A 20926-nucleotide genomic window follows, 5' to 3' on the forward strand; every position below is an offset into this window, starting at 1 on the left:
TCATATAATCGAGGTGATACAAGCTTTATGAAAATGCTCATTGTCGATGATGAAATTCAAATTCGAACGGGTTTGCAGGAAGGTATGAATTGGGAATCATTAGGATTGGATGAGGTGTACATTGCGGATAATGGGGTCACCGCGCTGCAGCTCTTCAAGCAGTACAATCCTGAAATCATTATCACGGATATTAGGATGCCGAGGATGGACGGTCTGGCATTGATTAAGTCTGTGAGAGACTTATCGTCTTCCTGCAAGTTTATTATTTTGAGTGGTTATTCCGAATTTGAATATGTCAAGGAAGCCCTTCAATATGGGGTCATCGATTATGAGTTGAAACCTGTCAATATAAAACGACTGCTCAATCTGGTCAAGAAGGCTATCGAAACGATTGAAAAAGAAAAAAGTCAGGCCAACTGGTTCCAAGAATATTGGAGTGATCGACTTGTTCGTGATATTGTAAACAACACATTCACAGAGACACCGAATATGTTAGAGATGCTTACTCACAGTATCAAGTGGAAGCCTGGGATTCCGCTTCGGATTTGTTACTTGCAAGGGGATGCGGTGCTTGGAGATGTTCTTACTCATCATCAAGAACGCATTCAACAATTGTTGAACAGAGAAGCTCACAAAATACCAGGGATGATACATAGGCTTTCTCCCAGGGACTATATGCTGATTATGAACTCGGACAACCGCGTTTTTGAGCTGGAGAAATGGTGGAAGCAGGTTCAAGCGGTGCTGCTGGAGCATTGCCATATCAGCATGACGATAGGCATCAGCAACGAAGAAGAAGTAGCGCATCTCCCCAGATTATATGAGCAGGCGTTGGAAGCTATTCAATTGAGGTTATACGGTGGACCACGGGCTATGTATTATTATTACGAGGTTCCTGACCGGAAAGAAGTACGGAGTAGAACCTATACACCGCCAGAGGATGAACTCTCAAGAGGATTCCATGAGCCTTCCTTCGCCTCTTTACAAAGCTGCATCGACAGGGAATTCGACGTGTTCTTGCAAGAACGGAACCGGCTGTTGGGGGAAGTTCGAGGGATATGCAGACAATATGCTTGGATTGCCGAGCAGGAGCTGAAACGAATGCCATGTGTTTCTATCCAGCCTAACCATGCAGAGTGGAATCGTGATCATTCATTGGAGCAGATCGAATCGATTGAAGGTTTTCGCAGCTATGTGCTCCATCTGTATCGGATTGCTTATGAGCAAGTACAAAATGGTCAACCACTCCCGAATATGAAAGGCGTAGCCAAGGCAATCAGCTATATGTACGATCATTTTCATGAAGATATTTCTGTAAAAGAAGTGGCAGCGTATATTCAACAGTCTCCCAACTATTTTAGCCATAAATTCAAGCAGGAAATGGGCGTTTCGTATACGGCATTTCTGAATCGAATTCGGATCGAGGAAGCGTCGAGGCAGCTGCAAGCCAAGTCCACTGCGGCTCTGTATGAAATTAGCTGGAATGTCGGCTTTCGGGATTATAAATATTTTACACAAGTGTTCAAAAAGCAAAAGGGTGTTTCTCCCTCAGAATATCAACGAAAGGGATTTGGTCATCCCGATATATAGGGGAATAGTTGCATTATGTTTTATGGAATTTAAGTAAATTATTGGAACTTCTCGCAACTTATTGGATATGACTATCGTTTATGTAATAAGGCTGACGAGGAGTGTGAATAATGAATTTTTCTACCCGAGGGTCTCTTTTTATCAGATTTGTTGTAACTACAGGAATATGTTTGCTGGCATTTTCTAATTTTCCAAGACCTGTTGGGGCAGTGATCAACGTAAAGCCCCAGTACATTATAATTGTGGCAGACACGGAGCTGTACAAGGACTACAACAATCCCAAGGAAGCTTTGGCAAGCCTGGGCCCGCTGCAATCGGTGAAGGTTGTTGACGTTGATCGAGAGTGGAGACCGGATGAGCCTGTTGATATTACTTGGTATTTAATTGAGACCACGTGGCTGGGCAACATGTGGATACGTGCAGATGATCGGGTAATGAACGGATTATTACATGAGGAGGAACGATGGATTACGACGATTTTTGACACTTATTTGTATGATCAGCCTAATACGCTGACAAACGGTTTAAAGCTAGCTCCACAAAGGCTGCAGTCCGATGCTTCTATTACATATTCGCAATTACGTGGCTCTAATGCCATGTCTTTTTTGGGTGGTGGTGGCAGCTGGTATCGCATACATACTTGGCTCGGGGATAAATGGCTGTTGAAACCAGCATTGGTTGAGGATATTCATGTAACACCGATTTCGTTCGATCTGAAGCTGGAAGCAGCGGAAACGGCATATCCATATCCTTATCGTATCGAAGCCGCTGCTGAGCCTTTGCTGCCGCAAACCTTGCCAATAGTGGGAACATGGGATACTCATGGCTTCCTGGGTCCGAGTGGAGAGCTGTGGTATAAATTCCATCTGCCGCAAGGTGATCGTTGGGTAGCTCCCCACAATCAAGCTGTCATTTCTTATAAGCCTATTCAGGAAACTGTCCAATTGCCAGTCCAAACCCGTTATTTTGAAAAGCCTACTTTAGATAATAGTATGATTTATTGGCTTCAGCCTGGGGAGTACGAAGCCTTCGAAGCTTCAGGTGAGCAATGGAAGCATGTAAAGACACCTCAGGGAGACAAATGGGTGAATCCAGAGCGAGCTTTATTAGAGCGTCCTATCGAGATCGTGCCCACAGATGAAGAGCTACAATTGACCTTGGAGGATCAAACCTTTGACCATCCTATTGAAGAGAAAACGGCTCACGCCAAAGGTTTCTATAGCCCACAAGCCGTACACGCCTTCGAGAAGTGGGATACAGAACAGAGTGGTGTCTGGTACCATTTTATCGGTCTAAATGGAAATGAATGGGTGAAGAGATAAGAATATTTGGTAAGTAGTCGTTCAAATGGCTTTTTAGTACTGTCTACATGGCCTCATTCCTTCTCATTATCAATCGCCTGCGCCATCGTTTTGTCAGTCAAATGGGCGTAAATCTGTGTAGTTTCCGGCGAAGCGTGTCCCAGCTGCTCCTGAGTTTTGTATAAATCGTTTCGTAGGTAATAATCGGTAGCAAATGAATGCCGCAGCTTATGAACTGACAAATAAGGCTTGCCGAACCGTTTGGCATATTTAATGACCATTTCCTGAATGGCTCGCTTGGTCATCCGTTCCCCTTCTTTTTTGCCGTTTGCAATGGCAAGAAAGAGGGCTTTTTCTTTACGTGGAGCTTTATACTGCGTCTGCCGCATGTCCATATAGGCCATAAGATTCTCAGTTGCATCTTGACGGAAATACACCGGTGTTTTGAAAGTATCATCGTTAGAGCCCTTGCGGTATACATAAGCAAGCTTTTTCTTAATATCGATATCGTCGGCGTTCAGATTAACAACCTCCGAGACACGAAGACCCGAGTTCAGCACCAGTCTGATAATGCAGGCATCACGAACCTTGTTGATGTGGTAGGAGTACAGGGCCTGCTTATTCCCAGCAACCTCTTCACCATACCCATGCTCAACAAATGCTATGAATTCATGTATTTCCTGCTCCTGCAGCAGCTTGCCTTCAAGCTTGGCTGCCGTATCCTTCGGTTTATGGGTCCGCTTGATCTCGACTTTGGCCATCACATTTCTCTTTAGCAGAGGATAAAACTCTTCGTCCTCGGCGATTTGACTTAAATAATGAAATAACGAACGAAGCGAGGACAGCTTGCGCGAAATCGTAACACGGCTGTTCGTATGCTCGGTACGGGTCATCAAAAACATCCGGAAGTTATCGATGCTTTCCATATGCAGCTTCTCCAGTGCTTCAATCGGTAAGTGTTTCATCGAATCGGCTTCAGCCAGACCTTCCGCAAGCATCCACGAGAAAAAGGTTTCATAATCCCGCACATACTCCAGCAGTGAGGAAGGGGAGAGGTCTGGAAGCTTGAAATTGATAAATTTCTCTACGTACCAAGGCATCGTAGGTATTTTTTTATCCAGCTCCTGACGGTCTTTTACTTTCAAAATATTCATTAGTAAGCACCTCAAATTTATGTACAGATACGTTTAAGTATAGTACAGAGAGGAGATATTGCAAATCGGAATCAGTCTCTGCCGTCCTGAATCCAGCTGTTTATTAACAAACACGCAATTGATTGTTACCAATAAATCTTTTATTATGGCATAAGAGATAGGTAGTGGATTTCTATTCGATATAATAGGGAGTTAAATAATGGTGAAATCGTTGAGTCTTATGAGAGGCGGATCCGGCCATGAAAACGGCAAGGTTACGTTTATTGAATTGTTTTTTGACCTGGTCTTTGTATTTGCCGTTACGCAGCTGTCACATTATTTGCTGGAGCATTTTAGTTTAATCGGGGCACTGCATACCTTATTTTTGCTGATGGCGGTGTGGTGGGTATGGATATTCACCTCATGGGTCACGAATTGGCTGGACCCGGAGAAGCTGCCGGTGAGGATTGCGCTCATTGGCCTCATGCTAACAGGTTTGATTTTATCAACTTCGATACCTGACGCTTTTGGGGAAAGGGCACTGACCTTTGCTATCGCTTATGTGTTTATCCAGGTTGGACGAACTGCATTTATGGTTTGGGGAGTGGGGAAGGATCATCAGGATTTGCGTCTTAGCTTTGTCAGGATTCTGGTATGGCTTATTGTCTCCGGTGTTTTCTGGATAGCCGGGGGTATCGTGGAAAGCCAGATGCTTCGGTATATGTTATGGATATTGGCGTTGGTACTTGAGTACATGTCACCGTCTGTAGGTTTTTGGGTGCCGAGGCTTGGTTGTACACCAACAAGTGTATGGAAGGTAGAGGGGGCTCATTTTGCCGAACGGTGTGGATTGTTTGTCATTATAGCCTTGGGTGAGTCGATTCTGGTAACCGGTTCGACCTTCAGCACGTTGCCCTGGACCTCTGTCAACTTGTTTTCATTCATGATTACCTTTGTTGGCAGTGTAGCGATGTGGTGGATTTATTTTGATTCAAGCGCACACTCGGGCCACCACAAGATTACACATTCCAACGATCCGGGGCGGTTGGCGCGCCTCGCTTATACGTACCTGCATTTACCGATTGCCGCTGGAATTATTGTAACAGCGGTTGGTGATGAGCTTGTTCTGGCACATCCCTTAGGGCATATGGACACTAAAACGATCTGTGCGATTGTTGGCGGTCCAGCGATCTATTTGATTGGCAATACCCTGTTTAAGCGTGAGGTAACCGGCAAGTATTGCTTACCCTATATATTAGGTACGGTAGCCTTACTTCTATGCATATTCGTGGCTCACAGTTTGTCTCCCCTTGTTCTGGGTTTACTTGTTACTATCCTGCTGGTGGTTGTGGGTGTATCGGAAAGGTTGATTTTCAAAAGAAGGCGGGCAGCAGTGTAGTTCAAGTGAGCAACAGTTCCTGATTCAATGATTGCTCCATTGTAGCTCACTGCTATTACCGCTTCTCATGACCTGTAACTTTGCACATCCTTTAGTTTCACATCGTCAGAAATTTTTAACTCTTTTTTGACTGTTTGGCTAGTATATACTTCTCATCCCATCCGACCTCGACAACTTTTGTCGGAATTAAAGGAGCGCCCCAGCTCGACTCGGTTATCTGGGGAGAGATTGTAACCTGGTGGGCAGAGCTTCGAATTACAGTGAGCTTATTGGGGAGCTGCACATCATAATCCCCTAATCCAGCACATCCAGACACGATAAAAAATGGCAGGATCGTTATACTTATGAACATTTGCTTAATCTTCAAAGGTATCTTCATCAAACCACCAATTACCCTCCCCATCCTTCTTGTCACGATCTTCGCTTATCTACAATTTATGAAGCATAAATAATTGTATTATAATGTAAAATGACTGTCCAATTACAAGATAAGGTTACCACAACTGCTTTGAACGGACCTTCATTTTAAAAAGCATGTGGCAATAAACGAGGAAGGTGCACACCAGCGGCGCTTATGGTACATTTAAACTGCAAACGATTACAAAGGATTCATTCATGCTTAATTATCGATGGAGGTTATTTGTATGCAGCTTACGCAAATTAGAAGCTTGGCCCAGAGCATCAGAGACAATGTCAATCGGGTGGTTGTCGGAAAAGAGGATGTCATTGATAAGCTGCTAATTGCCATCATAGCATCGGGGCATGTGCTGTTGGAGGATGTGCCGGGAACAGGCAAAACGCTGCTGGCCAAAGCGATGGCAAAGTCGGTTCGAGCCAGCTTTAAAAGAATACAATTTACTCCCGATTTACTGCCATCGGATTTAAGCGGTATCCATTTTTTCAATCAAAAGCTGTCTGAATTCGAATTCCGGCCAGGGCCCCTGTTCACTCATGTGCTGCTGGCTGATGAAATTAATCGCGCGACACCACGGACTCAATCCTCTCTGCTGGAGTGCATGGAGGAAAGACAAGTGAGCATAGATGGTGAAACAAGAACGCTTACGCGACCTTTTTTTGTTATCGCAACACAAAATCCAGTCGAAAATCAGGGAACCTTTCCGCTTCCAGAGGCCCAGCTTGACCGCTTCTTATTCAAGATCAAGATGGGATATCCCAATGCTGCAGAAGGCATCCAAATCCTGAAACGCTTTAAAGAAGCCAATCCGCTCGATGCTATCCTTGGTGTGGCCGATGCAGAAGAAATTGTCGCCGCGCAGGACAGCTATTCCCAAGTGAAGGTGAGTGATGATATACTGGCCTATCTGATAGCTATTGTGGAGAAGACCCGAACTCATAGTGAAGTTTCAACCGGAGTCAGTCCGCGCGGGAGCCAAGCTTTACTTAAAGCTGCGCAGGTGCAGGCGATACTGAAAGGTCGGGATTTCGTTACACCTGATGATATTAAAGCGATGGCAGAGCCTGTGCTTGCTCATCGTCTGATCGTGAAGGGATCGCTCCGTTCCCGCACCGAGGCGAGTGAAGCCATTGTTGCCGCTATTTTGCGGGATGTACCCGTGCCTACTGAAGATAGCCTGATTTCCGGATAGGATGTGGTTGTATGGGAATCCATTGGTTTATATTAACGGCTCTTATCATCGTTGTCGCGCAGGGCCTTGTATTCCGCTACTGGGGTCAGAAGGGGCTCAAATACGAGCGTTTTTTTGGTACCCGGGCCTGCTTTGAGGGTGAAGAGGTTGAACTGGTGGAGAGAATCGCTAACCGGAATTGGGTGCCAGTACCCTGGCTCAGACTTGAATCGTTGATTCATGCAGGTCTGAAATTTCAAAACCAGAGTAATCTGGATATTAGTGACGGTACGATGTTTCAGAATCACAAAAGCCTGTTCAGCTTGATACCCTTCACGCAGATTACGAGACGACATCGGATTGTATGTAAGAAGCGGGGCTGCTACCGCCTGAATACAGCATCTATGACATGCGGTGACTTGCTGGGTGTGTATCGGAATACGATTAAGCTTGTGCTGAATGTGGAACTGCTCGTCTATCCGAAGCTGGCTGATCTGGATGTGCTCAGTCTGCCCTCACACAGCTGGCAGGGTGATATAAGTGTACGCCGCTGGATTGTAGAGGATCCTTTTATGATTTCGGGTGCACGGGAGTATCGCTACGGTGATCCATTAAAGGGTGTTAACTGGAAGGCTACAGCCCGTAGTGGGAGCCTGCAGGTACATCAGCTGGACTATACCGCCGATCATCGTCTGATGATATTGCTGAATGTTGAGGATCATGCCAAAATGTGGAGTCAGGTCAACGATGAGGAGCTGTTCGAGCAGGGCATTTCCTACGCTGCGGCCATTGCTGCCCAGGCTATTGATCAGGGAATGGAAACAGGTTTCGGTACCAATGCGCATTTGATTGATTTACCAACAGATCCCGTATATATTGAAGCCAGAAACGGGCCTGCCCAGATGACATTCCTGTTAGAAACGATGGCAAAGCTCGTTGCAGGACGGCGAATACCGTTTGATGATTTATTGCAGGAGGTAGCGGAGCAAGGAGCTACCAATTTGGACATTGTCGTCATTTCGGCTTATATGAGCGAGAAAATGATTCAGCCCATTGAGCAGCTTCGCCGCAGTGGTAATGCTGTAGAGCTGTTGATGCTCAATAAGGAATCAGCACCTATGGAAGAGGCAGGTGTCGTCTGATGAATACCCATAAATGGACCGGCATCGGACTGTCCGCTCTGAAAGGCAGTACAGAGCTGCTCATGGTTATTCCTTTGCTGCTGGTGATAGGTGTGTACTTGTTTCCAGAGAATGTGGGCCTATGGCTGTGGCTGATTACATTGCCCGTTTGTTATGCTGTCGGTTTCACAGTGAATCAGCTTCTGAATATCGGCAAAATGTTTGCGATGCTGGCGATGGTTATCTGTCTCGGAGCCATAGCAGCTTACAGCGTGTCTGGATCTACCTATGCTTTTTTTATTACGCTGCCCATCGCAGCTGTCTGTATGTACCGCGGCGCGCGCATGGTTACCGTACCCTGGAGTATGATGTTTCCTGTTACGTTATACGCGATTGGTCTGGTCATCTATTTTATATCATCAGTAGTTCTCCAGTTTGTACCATCGTTTGAGCCCTATTTGTCCATTGTGACAGGCTTTGGGTTATTGGCATTAGCGATCACTTTTCTGATGACCAATCAGACCATGATGAAGCAGGAAACGCTATCCGGCAGCAAGGAACCTGTACTTGCTGCTGGGATACTGCTGCAAAATCGTGTTCTGATCGTGCTGGTTTTAGTCATCGTCGTCCTTATTGTGTTTATACGAAAGCTGCAAGCCGCTCTGCTATGGCTAAGAGATCAAATAATTGCTTGGCTTCAGCAATTATTTAGTCAATCCAACGAGCCGCCTCCCGTCAATAATGAGGTGGCACCGCCGCCTTCTATGAATCTTGGAGAAACACCGCCTCCTGCTGCCTGGCTGCAATGGCTAGAAAAGGTCATGATGATCATGGTGGGGGCAGCGCTTATTGTTGGGGTGCTCGTCCTGCTATATGTTGCAGCCAAAAAACTTCCTCCGTTGATCAAGCGACTTGTTCAATGGCTGATGCTCCGATTGGGTCAAAGGGGAATGCACCAGCAAGATACCGGATATGAGGATGACGTCGAAAGTCTGATGGATTGGAAAAGCTTGAACAACAGCTTAACCGGCAATATCAAAAAGTGGCTCCAAGGACAGTTTCATCCCAAAGGGAAATGGGCAGCAATGGATAATCGCGAGCGTGCCCGATATTTGTACCGTGAATGGCTTCTCAAGCATACCAAGGAAGGCTACAAGCTTCAGAAACATTTGACCCCGGAGGAAATCAGTCACGATATTCAGCGCTGGGGAAAGAGGCAATCCTCTATCTCAACCGGTCCGATTGTAGGCGTATACGAACAAGCGCGCTACAGTGACAAGGCTCTTCAGGACGCTGATATTGAAGCAATGAAAAAGATTGTTGAAACCAAATGACCTTATGCCAAGTAAGACTCATATAGATAGAATCAAGTATCGAATAATTCGTTAAGGGGAGTGTAGCTACAATGAAAACCGTCACTGTACAGGATTTGTTAAACCGTTTTTCTATGGAAGTACTAGCCGGCCATGGTCAGCTGCAGCGTATGATTTCCAAGCCCAAGACTCATCGACCGGGTCTCGAGTTTGTTGGCTATTTTGACTTTTTCTCTCATGCACACGTTCAGGTGTTAGGTAGGAAAGAAATCAATTATTTGCACACGCTAAGTGAAGAAGAGCGGAACTTAAGGATTGGAAATGTGGTTAAATATCATCCACCGTGCTTCGTGGTCACACGTAATCAGGAAGGGTTGAAATATTTAAAGAAATACTGCGAGGAAGAGGGTATTCCGTTACTTCGTACCCCTGAGCCGACCTATAAATTTGTGGATCTGATGGATACGTATTTGGCCAAGGCTTTGGCAGCCGAGATCGCGATTCATGGCGTTTGTGTCAATGTATCTGGAATCGGTATCCTGCTTCGCGGCAAGTCAGGAGTCGGCAAGAGTGAGACGGCCCATACTTTAATCCACCGCGGTCATCGGCTAGTAGCAGATGATATCGTGGTATTGCGCAAGATCAGCTCCGAGACGATTGTAGGCACGCATAATGGCAAAACCAAGGAATTCCTGGCGCTGCGCAGTGTTGGACTTGTGAATGTTTCCCGTTTGTATGGACGCAGAGCCTTTCAGGATGAAACCCGGATCGTGCTGGATATCGAGCTGACCAAATGGGAGGATCATCGGCTTAATAATGAGCTAGAGCTTGAACAGAAATTTACTGAGTATATGGACGTACGCATTCCCCATATCGAAATCCAACTGCAGCCGGGGCGTGATGTGGCCGGACTCATTGAAGCTGCAGCGAACAACTGGTATTTGCGTCAGCAGGGCTATAGTGCTGTAGAGGATTTTATGAAACGCTTAGAGCATGATCAGGGCTAGAAGATAAACAAAACATTTACAAAACGGCAATAAAGGAATTGGTCGAATATTCATAGAATATGTATGAAGGAGTGGTACCTACAAAGACAAACCATTGAGGTAGAGGTAGATAACTATGGAAATGAATGAGCAGCTGTTAAAAGAGGCGGGCCAGGTTATTACAAAGCAATCAGGTGAGGTTATTTTCCGTTCCGGTGATGCTGGTGAAGACATGTACGTAGTGCTAAAGGGATCAGTCAACATTTTTCTTGAGCAAAATGGCAGCAGTATCCCGGTAGCAAGGCTTCGACAAGGTGACTTTTTTGGCGAAATGTCTTTACTGGAAGGCATGCCGCGCAGTGGTACTGCGATTGTGGATCAAGCCAGCGAGCTTGTCATGCTTAGTGAGGATTCGTTCCGCAAGCTGATGAAGGAAGACATCGTTCTGGCTTGGCGCGTCATGAAGGGCTTATCCAACCGGATTCGCAGTACGAACAATGAGCTGGCTAAGCAGATCGGGAACGATTTGCAAGAGGTGTCCAAGCTGCTGCACGAGAACGCACAAGGCTTATCAGGCAGCATCATGCACATCGCAGCTTCTGCCGGAGAGATTGATACGAACGAAAGACAGCTCGCCCAACAGATCAAAGAGGTTCAGGTTATTTCCAAAGACATCGGAGTCATGCTGGAGTTCATACGCAATGTTGCAACGCAGACGCATATCCTTGGTTTAAATGCAGCAATTGAAGCGGCTAGAAGCGGCGAGCATGGTCGAGGGTTTGGTGTGATTGCCGAGGAGATTCGCAAGCTGTCTGCCCAGTCCAAGGAAAATGCCGAGAAAATCGCCGATTTAACGGAACAGATCGTCCTCAATATGGATAAAATCACAAGCTCATCCGAAAATAGTGCACAGCGAATTAATGAACAAGCGGATGCTACGAATCAAATGGTTGCCTCTGTCGATACAATGGCCGGATTAGCCGCGCGGCTCTCCACTATAGCGAGTACACTAACATAGCTCTTCCTACAGTAATGTGTTACGATTAAATGAATCACAAACAAAGAAGGATGATACTCTTGGTTGAAATATTGGAAGCAAGTATGGTTTATAGCAAAGAAGATGGACATGTAGGCAAGGTTGCTTTTGCAGTCGAGAATCACAAGCAGCCCTATGAAATCATGCTTTTTAGTAAAAAAGGTAAAGAGTGGAGCTATAGCTTGAACTTCCTGAACGAGCCTGGTGGCGAGGAAGATATTGAAGCGGTAGAGGAATTATTGGAAGATGATGATATTTACGATCAATTAATCGAAGCAGCGAAGAGCAAGCTGCAAAAAGAAGCATAAAACTGAAGTCCATAGTGCCACAAGTCCAGTCCGCAAACGCTGCGGGCTTTTTTGGGTTGGACTCCCCCTACCACTAATCTTGGAATTGTATAAAGCTACGAAAAGCTTGTGCTGGAGGATTGACAATTAACATGAGATGTGTGATATTATTAACTAATTAACGTTAGGTAGGATGATGACGTAAGAAGGAGAGGTTGAGATATGAACCGTTATTGGATTTATGTGGTGCTTTCAGGCATATTGGAAATCGTATGGGTAACCGGTCTAAAGCATTCAGAAACTGCTATGGAATGGACAGCTACTGCGGTAGCTATCATGATAAGTTTTCTGGTAATTATTCTGGCTGCAAGACGTTTGCCAGTTGGTACGGTCTATGCTGTTTTTGCCGGTATTGGCACCAGTGGTACTGTAGTGGTAGAGATGCTTATATTTGGTGAACCATTTAACGTAGCCAAGATTATGCTTATTGCAGTACTGTTAGCCGGAGTTATTGGCTTGAAGATCGTCACCACGGAAGAAACCGGAACTGAAGCAGAGAGGGGGAGCCAGTAATGCCTTGGTTAGCACTAGTTGCAGCAGGATGTCTTGAAGTGCTTGGAGTTATCAATCTGAAACGTTTGGCCATGAAGAAGTGGGATGCGGCCTTATATCTGATCATTACCTTTGGTATTGGCTTTGTGCTCTTATCTTATGCAATGAAAACTATTCCTATGGGAACTGCTTACGGGGTTTGGACTGGAATTGGCACGATTGGTGCCGCATTAGTAGGGATGTTTATGTACGGAGAACCGAAGGAATGGCGGCGACTCTTGTTCATTGCGATGATTCTGTGTTCGGCTGTAGGGTTAAAATTAATCGGATAATCATAGATGGCCAAGCAGTTGACATGAAACCTTAAGGTGTCATATAATGATACGAAACCAAATAGTTTCGTATTTTTTTAAACATTGACATGGAGGTTATTGAAATGGAAGACAAACTTCAATCATTACCGGATATCGTTCAAAAAATGGTGCTTAATGCGCCTATTCAAAAAGTATGGAGTGCTGTAGCAACCTCAGAAGGCATTGCTGCATGGTTCATGCCCAATGATTTTCAGCCAGTTGCTGGACACGAATTTCTGGTGAATGCGGGGCCATTCGGGATGTCACCTTGTAAAGTGACTGAGGTTGAACCACCTCATAGTCTTGCTTTTCAATGGGGGAAAGACTGGACTATCAGGTTCGAACTGGTGGAGCTCGACGATAAAACAGAATTTACTCTGACGCATTCCGGCTGGGATGCCGAAAAAGTTACAGAGTTCGGATTATCTCACACGATGATTCGAGACAATATGGCCCAAGGCTGGGTTGGGCTTGCCAAATCACTGGCCACCTATGTTGAAGCCTGATCATGCGATCGTTTCACCGAAGCATGATGTGTTTCAAGCGATAGCAGATCCTACCCGGCGCAGTTTGCTGCAATTGCTTGTCGACCAGGAGCTGTCTGTGACAGTCATAAGTGGACATTTTCCAATCAGCCGAACGGCGGTGTCAAAACATCTGCGAATTTTGGCAGAAGCAGGGCTTGTCCGGGAAAGAAAGGTTGGACGAGAGACAAGGTATCAGCTTGTTTCGGAGCCTTTACTTGAATTAAAGAGCTGGCTGTCCTACTATGAACGGCATTGGGAAAATAAATTGGCAATGCTCAAGCACTATGTTGAGTCGGATAATCAGGATCAGGTTGATAATAGTCCATCTATTCGTCCTAAGCAAGAATATTGAACACTGACACCAAGCCCGCAAGCTTTGCTGGGTTGGTGTTTTTTTGTTTTGAGTCATCGATCTTATAGGTATTCAATGAAATTCAATGAAAACGATTGCATGTACTTCTCATAACGGGAATTGTGTTGTAATATGGAGTCAATAATGATTGAACCTACTAAACAACGCAGACCTTTGAACGGAGGAGTCTTAATGAGAGTTCATGATATCGAAATTACTCACGACATGCAGCCTCAATATTTACAAATGGTAGCCCAGAAAGCGAGCACGTACCGTTCGGATATCACGATCAAGTTTGAGCGGGAAAACATAAATTTAGATGCAAAAAGCATTCTGGGAATGCTGCTGATCCCCATGCGTACAGGGACCCGGATTACGATTCAAACCAAAGGAAGGGATGAGCAGGAGGCCATTGATGCAATGAGCAGCTTGCTGGAGAATAACACTCCTTAGGTTCTACCTGAGGAAGCCCAAGCCAAACCAAGACCGCTGTATGAGAAAGGCACTGTCACTCACGAACAATGAGAAGACTGTGCCTTTTTTCATTATGGTGAAAGCATTACAGGAGAGCAGATATGTTCATTGATTACCGTCCCGGAGGCGTCTGAACGCACAAAAAACGGGCTTGCGCCCGTTTTTTAGTAAGTCTCTTCATACGTTTGTTTAAATGAATTAAATATCGCTAAAAACTCCTGAATTTAAGCCAGCAGTAACACCAGTAGCAATAATGATGACAGCAATCACTGCGTAGATAACGAAAACAATAGCGGCTAGCAGTAGATAAGCTTTAAAAAAACTTTGTTTGTTAGGATTCGCGTTACCGCCAAATGCCCATACAAACCACATCACAATGTTGACAATAGGAATAGCTGAAATAATTAGTGCAATAATCCATTCTTTGACGGGTACTACCGGTGCCTGGGGTCCATACGAATCCTGATAACCATTCGCAGGTTTGTTTAAAGGAATTTCTTGATTCATTTCATCCACCTCTTATATATGTAGTGTAAAAAATTACCTTATGTAACTGTATCCCTTTAAACATAAATCGTCAATAGGTGACAAGCCATGAAATATTTAAGTGAATTTTCAGATATATTAGTCCTATTATGTAAATAATTATGTAAAAAAACAGTAGAAAATAAAACAGAAGAGCTCCAACGCAGCTTACTCGCAGCCAAAGGTTTGCCATAATTAATAAAAGAGCTCTTCTGGAGTGTATCAATAGGTCATGCAGCCTACTACGGTCAAACATAAAAACAAGGTGTTCTAAAACAATGAAAGCCCTACCTCTCTTTCATCCTTGCGGCTCCTAGACCGCGCCAGTGTGAATCAGTTAACACAGTTACAAATTCTTAGGGTTGTTGGAATTTGAATGATTTTTATGAGTAGAGAAACAATAAGTGAACCGAGGAAAAGCTAGATGGGGGTGCATTCATTGATACAATGATAAACTATACCATCTATCAGTTCAAATTGCAAGTTAATTTTGAAAATTCTACAAACATGCCAAAAGCAAGGGTGAGATAGGCATTTCACTTACTTGTTCTACGCCATCGGCTCTACATAGTACAAAAGCAATTTTTATAAGCTCATTGTTGCCATTGAAAATGGGCTTAAAGAACGCACGCAGTTTGATGCTATCTGCAGGATAGGAGCTTCCTGTTTGAAAAGTAACCTGCTTTTCCTGACGGTATTCCAGTACCTTGGAAATGCATCGTTTGACCTTCAAGCAATCTGTTTGCTCAATAAAGGTAAGCAAGGAGATTCCGCCAAATCCTTGAGCGGGCTCGATAAAAGGCAATGGCTCATAATGGTTAGTTATTTCGGTGATGTCCAGATCCTCAGTCAATAGACCGGAGGCAACGACAGGCTTGTTGCGAATTTGGCTGGTAAGCCATTTTTTCTCGGAAATCTCTTTGACGACATGGAAGTACAGGTCCTTTTGCTCCCAACGAATTTTACTGCTGTGAATTTCGACAGTCAGCTTATCCCCATTATCTCCGCACAGGGTTTCTTCCGCGTACAAATACCCTTTTTGATTCAGGCGTAATTGTTTTTGTGGCATTTTTTTTAATGATTCCGGCGCGAAAATATCGTTAAGCTCCATGCTCAATATTCGGGATTTTGGAATACCGAGAAGCTTGGTGAATGCGTTATTGACCTCAATAAATTTGGATGTACCCTTTTCTTCAAAAGTATAAAACATGCCCTCAGTGGCATTGGCGAATTGCTCGTTAAGTGAACGCATTCTAAGTTAGCCTCCTATGTAAGTCAAGGTAATTGTGAAGTAGCGCAGCATTATCGTTTTTGCAGATCATTTTCCTGTATAATTAACCTATTCTTTCTCATATGAATCACTTTTTATACTATTCGTTGAATTCTTTGAGTTTAAGGGCAAACAGGAAAAAGAGGTGGGGTATGGACGAGGAACGGTTTGATATTTATGATAATAAGATGAATTGGATCGGAACAGCGTCTCGACAAGAAGTACATAGGGAGGGTCTATGGCATCAGACATTTCAATGCTGGATATTAACAGATGCAGAGGACGGTCCGGCACTGTTGTTCCAAAGACGGCATCCTGACAAAGATACGTATCCGGGGATGCTGGATATTTCTTGTGCCGGTCATCTGCAGGCAGGTGAACGTGTGGAAGACGGAAATCGGGAGCTGGAGGAGGAGCTCGGTCTGGGTGTACCGTTCGAAGAACTGATATCGTGTGGTATATATCGTAGTGATAAATGTATTAAACCCGGATTAATAGATAGGGAGTTTTGTCATGTGTATGGGTTTCGAACGAATCAGGCACTGACTACGTTTAGACTTCAGGGGGATGAAGTGACGGGATTGTATCGGGTATTCATTCATGATGTGCTGCGGCTTGTCCACGGAATGACCAGTCAGGATACCATTGAAGCTGTTGGTGTTGAACCTGATGAATCGGGAGCTCTGCGAGTTGTCAGCCGCAGCTTTACAAGTGACGAATTTGTTCCGCATGCTGCGGATTATTACGAAATGGTGCTAAAGGGTTTTGGGCTACAGCGATAGGCAGACTAACGTCTGCTTCGCTGCACATATTCGATAAGCATGTCTTTGGTAATGTAAGTCCGTGTTGGTGAGATGCCGTGCTTGGCATGCTCATTAATAGCGGCAGCGTATCTGTTGATCTCGTCGACAGTGAATGCTTCACCTGCTGCGTATTGGGCGATAGCTTGATCAATGGCTTGTTCACGCTTAAGGTCCAGCACTTGGAAAACCTCCAGGTGCGCGTGCATTTTTTGGGTATGGGAAGTAATGGCTTCGTGAACACTCATGATGGGCAGCTCCTTAATCCTTGTCGGACATGATATTATTGTGCTAGCTATCATACCATGATTTGAACCTCTCGAACAATCCTGGAATTTAGGATTGCGAAAGCTTGCGTGTGATTTCCCTGATCTGCTGCGAATCAGGTATCCAGTACCACAATGGCATCCCGACTAAAGGATCGCGTTCCATACCTGGATGCCCCGGAACCCGAATATGACTGATTTGATCCCGTTCGATCTCTTTAAACAGCCAGGCTAGGCTGATGAGGTCGCTGTCTGTAAAGTTGGTTTCAACGACTTCATCTTTTACTTTGGCTAGCAGACCGGGAAGCTCGGACAGATGCTCTGGCTGCAGCATTTTATGAACAACGGCTTTGATCAATAGAGTCTGATCCACCTGTCGTCCAAAGTCACCATCCTCAAGAGAGTACCGTTCCCTAACAAATGACAGAGCCTGCTTGCCGTCCAGATGTTGGGTGCCTGCTCGCAGCAGAATGCGAGAGTCCGAAATCAGCATATTGTGTGGTACATCCACATCAACACCGCCAACTGCATCGATCAAATGCTCAAACCCTGTGAAATTGGTCTTCGCATAATAATGAATAGGGAGCTGCAGCAAATCACTTACGGCTTGAATGACGGCTTCAGTTCCTCCCTTACTGCCGCCATGGGCTTGACCGAGGATGTGGGAATGGTTGATTTTGGTGTTGCCTATTCCGGCTATATGGACTTGCGTATCACGTGGTACTGAAATGATGACGGCTTTATGTGCTGAAGGTATGACATGAACCAGGAGAATGACATCACTGCGTGAGTTCTCGTTGCCTAATGCATCCACTCCAATTAACAGAGCATTGAAAGATTTCAGGTCGGGATCCGAAGTTGGGGACGAGGAGGTTGGAGCTGAAGTATCCATATAGGTATTTACTAATAGCTGTGCATAGTTCTGGTGTTTAAGCTGGAAGGTGTAGCTAGAGCCATCGTTCGGAAGATGATTTGCAGTATAAGAGGTTGGCACAGCAAGTAAGGGAAAAGCTTTTGCAGTAAAATGCTTATCCGGATGCAAAGTCCATATCATCCAGTAGATGAGCCCGAGTCCTAATACAATGAATACAAGTAAACCTCTCAGCCTATTGAACATAAATCGAACCTTCCTTCATTTATTTACTTTATTTGTTATGATACATAATGTATCATAAAATAGATTTTATTGCTATGAATTCATACAATTTGGTCTGATTTATTTAAATATTTTTCATAATGATCCAAATTGGATCGAATGATTCAGTTATTTTCAAAAAACGTTGTTTGCACAGAGTTAATTGTAGAACGATACGCAGCATTTCTGGTATGATATTAGAAGGAATGGATATGAATAGAGAGAATGGAGGAAATACCATGTCAGTGGCACGTATTCAACATAAGGTAATTTTTAATTTAAAGGTTGAGGTTGGGTCGGAACAGGCGGATCAATTTTTATCAAAAAGCAAAGCAATTCTTGAAGTCATTCCAGGGGTATACGATTTTCAAGTGTTACGTCAGGTGAGCAGCAAAAACGATTACGATTATGGATTTTCAATGGAGTTTGAGGATCAAGCTGCCTATGATGCCTACAATACTCATCCTGTCCACATGGAGTATGTGGAAAACATTTGGAAAAATGAAGTAGCCCGTTTTCTGGAAATTGACTTCACAGCCGTATAGTCCAGGAATAGTTTCAAAACGTTAGTACATACGAAGAGGAGTGAATACAATGATGGATAGAACTTTAACGGAATCCCATACAGGCAGCTTTGGACATATCATGCAGATTTTTGCGGTATCCCTGCTGGTCTCATTTGTTGGGACACTTGCAGGTGCTATGCTGATTCCACCTTCACTTGTCGGCTTGTTCGTTGTGATTGAGCTGGTCATGCTCGTATCCGTGTTCATCATGCGTTTCCGCGGAAAAATGATCGGTTATCCGTTTCTGTATATTTTTACTGCAGTTACAGGGGTTACGCTGTATCCGATCATTGCGAATTATGGTGGCATCCTTGGGGCCAATCTGGTATCTGCCGCATTCCTGGCAACAGCGGGTATATTCGGAGGGCTTGCCTTGTATGCTTATCGCTCGCAAAGGGATTTCAGCTTTCTGGGTGGATTTTTGTTTGCCGCTACGATCGGTTTAATTGTAATGAGTCTGTTCTCGCTGTTTATACCGATGGGCTCGACTATGAATTTGGTATGGTCCGTGCTGGGAATTGTTATTTTCAGCGGCTGGGTATTGTACGATGTATCTCAGTATAAGGGTGGAGTAAGCCCAGAGGCCGTGCCGATGGCCGCCTTGAACATTTACTTGAACTTTATTAATTTGTTTATATACATTTTGCGTTTTCTAGCTGCGATTGTGGGATTTAGCAGAAATTAATTCGCAACCCCCTGACTGTTATTGGTTGGGAAACGAAGGAGCCTTGTGAACAGGGCTCTTTTTTGTTGTGTGCAGGGTCATTCCTCATTTGAAATCCATGGTTGATGCGCGGAAAAGAAGAGTGATATAGTGAGTATGTAATCGTTAACATATTTTTTTATAAATGGAGGTAACCCAATGACCGCTTATCACACTGTCATGATGAAGCCGCAGGATAAGGTCGCGGTAGCGCTTACGGAAATTCCGGCTGGTGCTCAGTTGAATGTTGTCTGTCAAGGAATTGAGGTTCAGGTAGAGCTGGCGGAGGCGATTGAGTTCGGGCATAAATTTGCAGTCGTACCGATTGCGGCTGGTGAAGATATCATTAAATATGGCGAGGTTATTGGAGTTGCAGTCAGAGGTATCCGCAAAGGTGAGCATGTGCACGTTCATAATCTGGAAGGTAAAAGAGGGAGAGGGGATTTGCAGCATGACAGCTAATGTACAAACACGGACGTTTTGGGGATACCGTAGACCGGATGGCAGTGTAGGGGCGCGTAACCACGTGCTGATTCTGCCAACTATAGTATGTGCTACCCAAACGGCTCAACGGGTGACGGAGCTAGTAAATGGAACGGTTACTTTTATACATCAGCATGGCTGCGCACAGGTAGGAACGGATTATGATCAGACCTTCCGCACCTATGTAGGAACCGCCGCTAACCCCAACGTATACGGGGTGATCGTGCTTGGTCTTGGCTGTGAAACGCATCAGGCGCGAAGTGTAGCATCCGAGCTGCAAAAGACCGGCAAGCCTGTAGAGGTCGTCTCGATCCAGGATCATGGGGGTACGCTGTACACTATAGCCGAGGTAGCCAAAATTGCCGCAAGAATGGTACAGGAGGCTTCGCGCCAGCGGCGGGTGGAATGTGACTTCGGTGAGCTGATCGTAGGTACGGAGTGCGGGGGGTCAGACGCCTGTTCGGGGCTGTCGGCCAATCCGGCAGTAGGCTTTTGCAGCGATAAAATCGTCGATCACGGAGGAACCTCGATTCTGGCGGAAACTACGGAGCTGATCGGGGCTGAGCATTTGCTTGCGGCACGTGCGGTTAATGATCATGTAGCGAAGCGTGTGTATCAGGTCATTGAAGCGATGGAGAAACGTGCCTTCTCCATGAATATCGATATTCGTACCGGCAACCCAAGTCCGGGTAATATTAAAGGCGGACTTAGCTCATTGGAGGAAAAATCATTGGGTGCGTCCAACAAATCCGGTTCGAGGCCTCTGCAGGAATTGATTGATTATGCCGAAAAACCGACCAAAAAAGGTCTCGTATGGATGGATACACCCGGCCATGATATTGAACAGCTGTCGGGGATGGCGGCGGGTGGTTCACAGATCGTATTGTTCACAACAGGCAGGGGCACACCAACTGGCTCTCCAATCGTCCCAGTAATCAAGATAGCGACCAATAGTGCCATATTTGAGAAAATGAACGATAATATTGATATGAATGCAGGTACGATTATTGATGGAACGGAAACGATCGAACAGGTGGGAGATCGGATTTTTGAGGAAATTATCGAGGTGTGCTCGGGAAAACTGACAAAGTCGGAAATCTTGAAGCAGAACGATTTTGGGATTTGGCGAATAGGTCCGACATTCTAAATATTGAAGTAAACGTTTCGC

25 protein-coding genes are annotated in these 20926 nt (G+C 45.0%); 19 read left to right on the plus strand and 6 right to left on the minus strand.

What is annotated here, in order from left to right; translation table 11 throughout:
- The first annotated feature begins 27 nt into the window (after nucleotides 1-27).
- Both BK127_RS04035 and BK127_RS04040 read left to right on the plus strand, forming a co-directional pair.
- A complete protein-coding gene (locus BK127_RS04035; protein WP_076228710.1) occupies nucleotides 28-1590 on the plus strand; it encodes a response regulator in 1563 nt (520 codons plus the stop codon).
- Between the two features lie 242 nt (nucleotides 1591-1832).
- The gene (locus BK127_RS04040; protein ID WP_179097378.1) at nucleotides 1833-2912 is read left to right on the plus strand and encodes a hypothetical protein; all 1080 of its coding nucleotides are present in this window, start codon (nucleotides 1833-1835) and stop codon (nucleotides 2910-2912) included.
- A gap of 53 nt (nucleotides 2913-2965) precedes the next feature.
- Here the strand turns inward: BK127_RS04040 and xerS are convergent, their stop codons facing one another.
- Entirely contained in the window at nucleotides 2966-4045 is a 1080-nt protein-coding gene (gene xerS / locus BK127_RS04045; RefSeq protein WP_076228712.1) for a tyrosine recombinase XerS, read from the minus strand.
- A gap of 199 nt (nucleotides 4046-4244) precedes the next feature.
- Between xerS and BK127_RS04050 the strand changes: the two genes are divergently transcribed.
- Complete coding sequence (locus BK127_RS04050) at nucleotides 4245-5423, plus strand: low temperature requirement protein A (RefSeq protein ID WP_076228713.1); 1179 nt, start codon at nucleotides 4245-4247, stop codon at nucleotides 5421-5423.
- Nucleotides 5424-5538: 115 nt separating this feature from the next.
- On the opposite strand, the gene BK127_RS04055 is transcribed toward BK127_RS04050, so the two are convergent.
- Nucleotides 5539-5802 carry a DUF3997 domain-containing protein gene (locus tag BK127_RS04055; protein WP_076228714.1) on the minus strand — a complete coding sequence of 88 codons (264 nt, stop codon included), beginning with the start codon at nucleotides 5800-5802 and terminating at the stop codon, nucleotides 5539-5541.
- Between the two features lie 265 nt (nucleotides 5803-6067).
- Between BK127_RS04055 and BK127_RS04060 the strand changes: the two genes are divergently transcribed.
- From BK127_RS04060 to BK127_RS04110, 11 genes are all read left to right on the plus strand, one after another.
- Nucleotides 6068-7030, plus strand: a complete 963-nt coding sequence (locus tag BK127_RS04060; RefSeq protein WP_076228715.1) for an AAA family ATPase — start codon at nucleotides 6068-6070, stop codon at nucleotides 7028-7030.
- An 11-nt stretch (nucleotides 7031-7041) separates the two neighbouring features.
- Entirely contained in the window at nucleotides 7042-8151 is a 1110-nt protein-coding gene (locus tag BK127_RS04065; protein WP_076228716.1) for a DUF58 domain-containing protein, read from the plus strand.
- Nucleotides 8151-9464, plus strand: coding sequence for a hypothetical protein (locus BK127_RS04070; protein WP_076228717.1), 1314 nt, complete (start codon nucleotides 8151-8153; stop codon nucleotides 9462-9464). The genes BK127_RS04065 and BK127_RS04070 overlap by 1 nt, the downstream gene beginning before the upstream one ends.
- 71 nt (nucleotides 9465-9535) lie before the next feature.
- On the plus strand, nucleotides 9536-10450 hold the full coding sequence (hprK, locus tag BK127_RS04075; protein WP_076228718.1) for an HPr(Ser) kinase/phosphatase: 915 nt from the start codon (nucleotides 9536-9538) through the stop codon (nucleotides 10448-10450).
- A gap of 115 nt (nucleotides 10451-10565) precedes the next feature.
- Nucleotides 10566-11447, plus strand: coding sequence for a methyl-accepting chemotaxis protein (locus BK127_RS04080; RefSeq protein WP_076228719.1), 882 nt, complete (start codon nucleotides 10566-10568; stop codon nucleotides 11445-11447).
- Between the two features lie 59 nt (nucleotides 11448-11506).
- On the plus strand, nucleotides 11507-11773 hold the full coding sequence (locus tag BK127_RS04085) for a hypothetical protein (protein WP_372237340.1): 267 nt from the start codon (nucleotides 11507-11509) through the stop codon (nucleotides 11771-11773).
- Nucleotides 11774-11974: 201 nt separating this feature from the next.
- Nucleotides 11975-12325 (plus strand): DMT family transporter, encoded by a 351-nt coding sequence (locus BK127_RS04090; RefSeq protein WP_076228721.1) that lies wholly within the window; start codon nucleotides 11975-11977, stop codon nucleotides 12323-12325.
- On the plus strand, nucleotides 12325-12636 hold the full coding sequence (locus tag BK127_RS04095; RefSeq protein WP_076228722.1) for a DMT family transporter: 312 nt from the start codon (nucleotides 12325-12327) through the stop codon (nucleotides 12634-12636). The genes BK127_RS04090 and BK127_RS04095 overlap by 1 nt, the downstream gene beginning before the upstream one ends.
- A gap of 104 nt (nucleotides 12637-12740) precedes the next feature.
- Nucleotides 12741-13163, plus strand: a complete 423-nt coding sequence (locus BK127_RS04100; RefSeq protein WP_076228723.1) for an SRPBCC family protein — start codon at nucleotides 12741-12743, stop codon at nucleotides 13161-13163.
- On the plus strand, nucleotides 13150-13536 hold the full coding sequence (locus BK127_RS04105) for an ArsR/SmtB family transcription factor (protein WP_076228724.1): 387 nt from the start codon (nucleotides 13150-13152) through the stop codon (nucleotides 13534-13536). The genes BK127_RS04100 and BK127_RS04105 overlap by 14 nt, the downstream gene beginning before the upstream one ends.
- A 192-nt stretch (nucleotides 13537-13728) precedes the next feature.
- The gene (locus tag BK127_RS04110) at nucleotides 13729-13989 is read left to right on the plus strand and encodes an HPr family phosphocarrier protein (RefSeq protein WP_076228725.1); all 261 of its coding nucleotides are present in this window, start codon (nucleotides 13729-13731) and stop codon (nucleotides 13987-13989) included.
- A 219-nt stretch (nucleotides 13990-14208) separates the two neighbouring features.
- Here the strand turns inward: BK127_RS04110 and BK127_RS04115 are convergent, their stop codons facing one another.
- Together BK127_RS04115 and BK127_RS04120 are read right to left on the minus strand one after the other, a co-directional pair.
- On the minus strand, nucleotides 14209-14517 hold the full coding sequence (locus BK127_RS04115; RefSeq protein WP_076228726.1) for a hypothetical protein: 309 nt from the start codon (nucleotides 14515-14517) through the stop codon (nucleotides 14209-14211).
- Between the two features lie 517 nt (nucleotides 14518-15034).
- Complete coding sequence (locus BK127_RS04120) at nucleotides 15035-15787, minus strand: PAS domain S-box protein (RefSeq protein WP_076228727.1); 753 nt, start codon at nucleotides 15785-15787, stop codon at nucleotides 15035-15037.
- A 170-nt stretch (nucleotides 15788-15957) separates the two neighbouring features.
- Here BK127_RS04120 and BK127_RS04125 point away from each other — a divergent pair, with 170 nt between their 5' ends.
- Nucleotides 15958-16587, plus strand: coding sequence for an NUDIX hydrolase (locus tag BK127_RS04125; RefSeq protein WP_076228728.1), 630 nt, complete (start codon nucleotides 15958-15960; stop codon nucleotides 16585-16587).
- Nucleotides 16588-16592: 5 nt separating this feature from the next.
- Here the strand turns inward: BK127_RS04125 and BK127_RS04130 are convergent, their stop codons facing one another.
- Entirely contained in the window at nucleotides 16593-16853 is a 261-nt protein-coding gene (locus tag BK127_RS04130; RefSeq protein WP_076228729.1) for a DUF2533 family protein, read from the minus strand.
- An 88-nt stretch (nucleotides 16854-16941) separates the two neighbouring features.
- Complete coding sequence (locus BK127_RS04135; protein WP_076228730.1) at nucleotides 16942-17988, minus strand: LCP family protein; 1047 nt, start codon at nucleotides 17986-17988, stop codon at nucleotides 16942-16944.
- 209 nt (nucleotides 17989-18197) lie between these two features.
- Here BK127_RS04135 and BK127_RS04140 point away from each other — a divergent pair, with 209 nt between their 5' ends.
- The 4 genes from BK127_RS04140 (at nucleotide 18198) to BK127_RS04155 (ending at nucleotide 20905) form a co-directional block, all read left to right on the plus strand.
- The gene (locus BK127_RS04140; RefSeq protein WP_372237341.1) at nucleotides 18198-18551 is read left to right on the plus strand and encodes a Dabb family protein; all 354 of its coding nucleotides are present in this window, start codon (nucleotides 18198-18200) and stop codon (nucleotides 18549-18551) included.
- Between the two features lie 49 nt (nucleotides 18552-18600).
- Nucleotides 18601-19257, plus strand: a complete 657-nt coding sequence (locus tag BK127_RS04145) for a Bax inhibitor-1/YccA family protein (protein ID WP_083689042.1) — start codon at nucleotides 18601-18603, stop codon at nucleotides 19255-19257.
- 177 nt (nucleotides 19258-19434) lie between these two features.
- A complete protein-coding gene (locus BK127_RS04150) occupies nucleotides 19435-19737 on the plus strand; it encodes a UxaA family hydrolase (protein ID WP_076228732.1) in 303 nt (100 codons plus the stop codon).
- Nucleotides 19727-20905 (plus strand): UxaA family hydrolase, encoded by a 1179-nt coding sequence (locus BK127_RS04155; protein ID WP_076228733.1) that lies wholly within the window; start codon nucleotides 19727-19729, stop codon nucleotides 20903-20905. The genes BK127_RS04150 and BK127_RS04155 overlap by 11 nt, the downstream gene beginning before the upstream one ends.
- Nucleotides 20906-20926 lie beyond the last annotated feature (21 nt).

The sequence above is a fragment of the Paenibacillus sp. FSL H7-0331 genome, from assembly GCF_001956045.1.

What these genes read in the sequence shown, in the direction of transcription:
- BK127_RS04100 (WP_076228723.1), top strand. Translation starts at nt 12,741, where the DNA reads ATGGAAGACAAACTTCAATCATTACCGGATATCGTTCAAAAAATGGTG.
- BK127_RS04070 (WP_076228717.1), top strand. Translation starts at nt 8,151, where the DNA reads ATGAATACCCATAAATGGACCGGCATCGGACTGTCCGCTCTGAAAGGC.
- BK127_RS04035 (WP_076228710.1), top strand. Translation starts at nt 28, where the DNA reads ATGAAAATGCTCATTGTCGATGATGAAATTCAAATTCGAACGGGTTTG.
- BK127_RS04140 (WP_372237341.1), top strand. Translation starts at nt 18,198, where the DNA reads ATGATATTAGAAGGAATGGATATGAATAGAGAGAATGGAGGAAATACC.
- BK127_RS04065 (WP_076228716.1), top strand. Translation starts at nt 7,042, where the DNA reads ATGGGAATCCATTGGTTTATATTAACGGCTCTTATCATCGTTGTCGCG.
- BK127_RS04150 (WP_076228732.1), top strand. Translation starts at nt 19,435, where the DNA reads ATGACCGCTTATCACACTGTCATGATGAAGCCGCAGGATAAGGTCGCG.
- BK127_RS04060 (WP_076228715.1), top strand. Translation starts at nt 6,068, where the DNA reads ATGCAGCTTACGCAAATTAGAAGCTTGGCCCAGAGCATCAGAGACAAT.
- BK127_RS04135 (WP_076228730.1), bottom strand. Translation starts at nt 17,988, where the DNA reads ATGTTCAATAGGCTGAGAGGTTTACTTGTATTCATTGTATTAGGACTC.
- BK127_RS04155 (WP_076228733.1), top strand. Translation starts at nt 19,727, where the DNA reads ATGACAGCTAATGTACAAACACGGACGTTTTGGGGATACCGTAGACCG.
- BK127_RS04105 (WP_076228724.1), top strand. Translation starts at nt 13,150, where the DNA reads ATGTTGAAGCCTGATCATGCGATCGTTTCACCGAAGCATGATGTGTTT.
- xerS (WP_076228712.1), bottom strand. Translation starts at nt 4,045, where the DNA reads ATGAATATTTTGAAAGTAAAAGACCGTCAGGAGCTGGATAAAAAAATA.
- BK127_RS04095 (WP_076228722.1), top strand. Translation starts at nt 12,325, where the DNA reads ATGCCTTGGTTAGCACTAGTTGCAGCAGGATGTCTTGAAGTGCTTGGA.
- BK127_RS04120 (WP_076228727.1), bottom strand. Translation starts at nt 15,787, where the DNA reads ATGCGTTCACTTAACGAGCAATTCGCCAATGCCACTGAGGGCATGTTT.
- BK127_RS04055 (WP_076228714.1), bottom strand. Translation starts at nt 5,802, where the DNA reads ATGAAGATACCTTTGAAGATTAAGCAAATGTTCATAAGTATAACGATC.
- BK127_RS04125 (WP_076228728.1), top strand. Translation starts at nt 15,958, where the DNA reads ATGGACGAGGAACGGTTTGATATTTATGATAATAAGATGAATTGGATC.
- BK127_RS04115 (WP_076228726.1), bottom strand. Translation starts at nt 14,517, where the DNA reads ATGAATCAAGAAATTCCTTTAAACAAACCTGCGAATGGTTATCAGGAT.
- BK127_RS04145 (WP_083689042.1), top strand. Translation starts at nt 18,601, where the DNA reads ATGATGGATAGAACTTTAACGGAATCCCATACAGGCAGCTTTGGACAT.
- BK127_RS04110 (WP_076228725.1), top strand. Translation starts at nt 13,729, where the DNA reads ATGAGAGTTCATGATATCGAAATTACTCACGACATGCAGCCTCAATAT.
- BK127_RS04050 (WP_076228713.1), top strand. Translation starts at nt 4,245, where the DNA reads ATGGTGAAATCGTTGAGTCTTATGAGAGGCGGATCCGGCCATGAAAAC.
- BK127_RS04080 (WP_076228719.1), top strand. Translation starts at nt 10,566, where the DNA reads ATGGAAATGAATGAGCAGCTGTTAAAAGAGGCGGGCCAGGTTATTACA.
- BK127_RS04130 (WP_076228729.1), bottom strand. Translation starts at nt 16,853, where the DNA reads ATGAGTGTTCACGAAGCCATTACTTCCCATACCCAAAAAATGCACGCG.
- BK127_RS04090 (WP_076228721.1), top strand. Translation starts at nt 11,975, where the DNA reads ATGAACCGTTATTGGATTTATGTGGTGCTTTCAGGCATATTGGAAATC.
- hprK (WP_076228718.1), top strand. Translation starts at nt 9,536, where the DNA reads ATGAAAACCGTCACTGTACAGGATTTGTTAAACCGTTTTTCTATGGAA.